Source organism: Streptosporangium sp. NPDC006013, assembly GCF_040614275.1.
Lineage (GTDB): Bacteria > Actinomycetota > Actinomycetes > Streptosporangiales > Streptosporangiaceae > Streptosporangium.
The window spans coordinates 1-2,167 of the sequence record NZ_JBEXUE010000852.1 but is presented as its reverse complement, the minus strand read 5'-3'; the positions used below and the strand labels follow the sequence as shown (position 1 = coordinate 2,167).

General features: G+C 69.7%; 2 protein-coding genes. One reads left to right on the top strand and one right to left on the bottom strand.

Annotated elements, in window-relative coordinates; all coding sequences use genetic code 11:
• Window positions 1–305 precede the first annotated feature (305 nt).
• On the bottom strand, window positions 306–431 hold the full coding sequence (locus tag ABZ260_RS50315) for a hypothetical protein (RefSeq protein WP_355632871.1): 126 nt from the start codon (window positions 429–431) through the stop codon (window positions 306–308).
• A gap of 366 nt (window positions 432–797) precedes the next feature.
• On the opposite strand from ABZ260_RS50315, the gene ABZ260_RS50310 reads away from it, so the two are divergent.
• Window positions 798–2,036: a hypothetical protein gene (locus tag ABZ260_RS50310; RefSeq protein ID WP_355632868.1), complete on the top strand. Its 1,239-nt coding sequence runs from the start codon at window positions 798–800 to the stop codon at window positions 2,034–2,036.
• Window positions 2,037–2,167: the final 131 nt, after the last annotated feature.

The window sequence follows — 2,167 nt, the reverse complement described above, 5'->3', positions numbered from 1 at the left end:
TGCTGGAGCTCGCCGACGCGATGACCGGTCGCCAAGGCGATACCTACAGCCCCTTCGGGATCTTCGGGCCGGCCCGTGCCGGGAGAGCGGCGTGTGCCGCGCCTTCCCCCTCTCCCGGCCCGGCCGGTTCGGCGCCTTCCGAGAGGAAGGCCGCCGGGCCGCTTGTCAGCCGATGTACCTCCGGCGGGCTTGGCACCCTGGAAGAGGTTTCTCTCCCGGGCGCCTGATGTACCTTTCGGCACCCTCGGCCGGTGGGGCGCCGCCCCGGGCGGGGTCTGATCCCACCCGGGGCGGCGAGCCGATCGTCAGCTGACCCACCACTCGCCGGCCTGGCCCTTGCCGTTGCGCCAGGACACGGTCATCCGGCCGCCGGCGACCTCGCCCAGCTCGGCACCCTCGAACGGGATGTCGTCAATATTGATCCTGGACATGCTCGGTCCCCTCCGTGGACCGGGTGCGGCGTTCCTCGTCGAGTGCGGCGCCCGGTGTTCTCCGTTACGTCGAGGACGCTAGGTACCGGCTCTTGTGATCATCTGAAAGATGACTTGGTAAATTACTGGCCGCGCTGGTCACGATGGCGAACCGGGCCGTGGTGGGGCGGTGCGGCGGGGCGGTGCGGCGGGGGTGACGCCGGAGTGAGCCGGAGCCCCGAGAGCGGGTGATCCTTACTCGTCCCCACCACAACTGTGTTCTCTTCTGTCACTCGCGTGAGCGCCCGTTTGGCGAACAGCGCGCCGACATTCTGGAATGATCGCCTAGATATCCTGTCGGACATCGAGACTGACGGACAGTGACTGATGCCCCCCATCGATCAAATCACCACCTTCGCATCCGACCAGCCGGTGTTGACGAGCTTCATCGGCGTGTTCGCTCTCGTCCTCCTGGTCGCGGCCTACTTCGCGCTCCGCGCCATCCAGCGAATGGCGGTCCGCTTCTTCCACTCTCACGTCGCGCCCCGTCCGGTGGAGGACATCCTCACCATCGTCGCCGCCAGCATCGCGACGGGTGTCTCCGCCCAGGGCATGTGGCGCTTCTCCGGTGACGTGCTCGGCTTCGACGGTCCGCTGCGGCTGCTGCTCTTCGCCTTCATCGAGGTCGCCGTCATCACCAGCGCGGTGCGGGCCCGCCGCAACATGCGGGAGAACTTCTCGGCAGGCATCGACGGCATCGCCGTGTGGGCGCTCACCGGCCTGACCGCGGTGCTGTCCAGCATGGACGCCCGCAGCATGGCCGAGGCCATCTTCCGGCTCGCCGCGCCCCTGGTGGCGGCGTGGCTCTGGGAGCGCGGCATGGCGATCGAACGCCACCGGATCAGCGGGCGCGCGCGCATCAACTGGCGGCTCACCCCCGAGCGGGCGCTGGTCCGCATCGGGCTGGCCGAGGTCAGCGACCGTACGGCGAGTGAGGTCGACGCCCACCGCAGGCTGACCCGGGTCGCGCTGGCGGCCAAGCGCGCCCGCGCGCTCCGCGAGTCCGGGGCGTCCGACCGGAAGATGCGCGCGGCCCTCACCAAGCTGGACCGTGCCATGGACCGGGCGGTGGAGCACACCGGCCTGGCCGTCGACTCGGTACGCCAGGAGGCCCTGCTCTCCCAGATCGGCGCCCTCTACAACACCTCCGCGCTGATCGACCTGACCCCGCCGGTGCCGTGGGACCCGGAGCCTGAGCCGGTGCGTCCCGCGGTGGCCGCGGGGCGATCGGTCATCGACGATGACGATGACGAGGTCCAGGTGCTGGACGGCCCGCCGCCGGTCGTCGACACGGCACAGCGCGCGGCCCTGATGCGTGCCGCGCGGGAGTACTGGGACAAGCAGATCGAGCGGAAGTTCGTGCCCCGGGCGACGGACATCGCCCACGAGACCGGCGTCTCCCTGGCCACCGCCCGCGAGTACCGGGCGCTGTGGAAGCTGGAGCCCAAGGCTCACGCGTTGCTGGAGGCGGCCTTCCACGAGCACGGGATCATCGACACCGGCACCTTCCCCGCCATCGAGACCGAGCAGGTCCTGACCGTGAACGGCTCGTCCGCCGCTCGTTGACCTCGCGCGGAACGACGTACAGCACGACACACCGCACGACTCGCCACCGCCCCCCGGCCGGGTCCCACCTGGTCGCGCGATATGGGTGGAATGTAACGTTAGGTAGCAGTGGGGGTGCGCTATGAATAAGA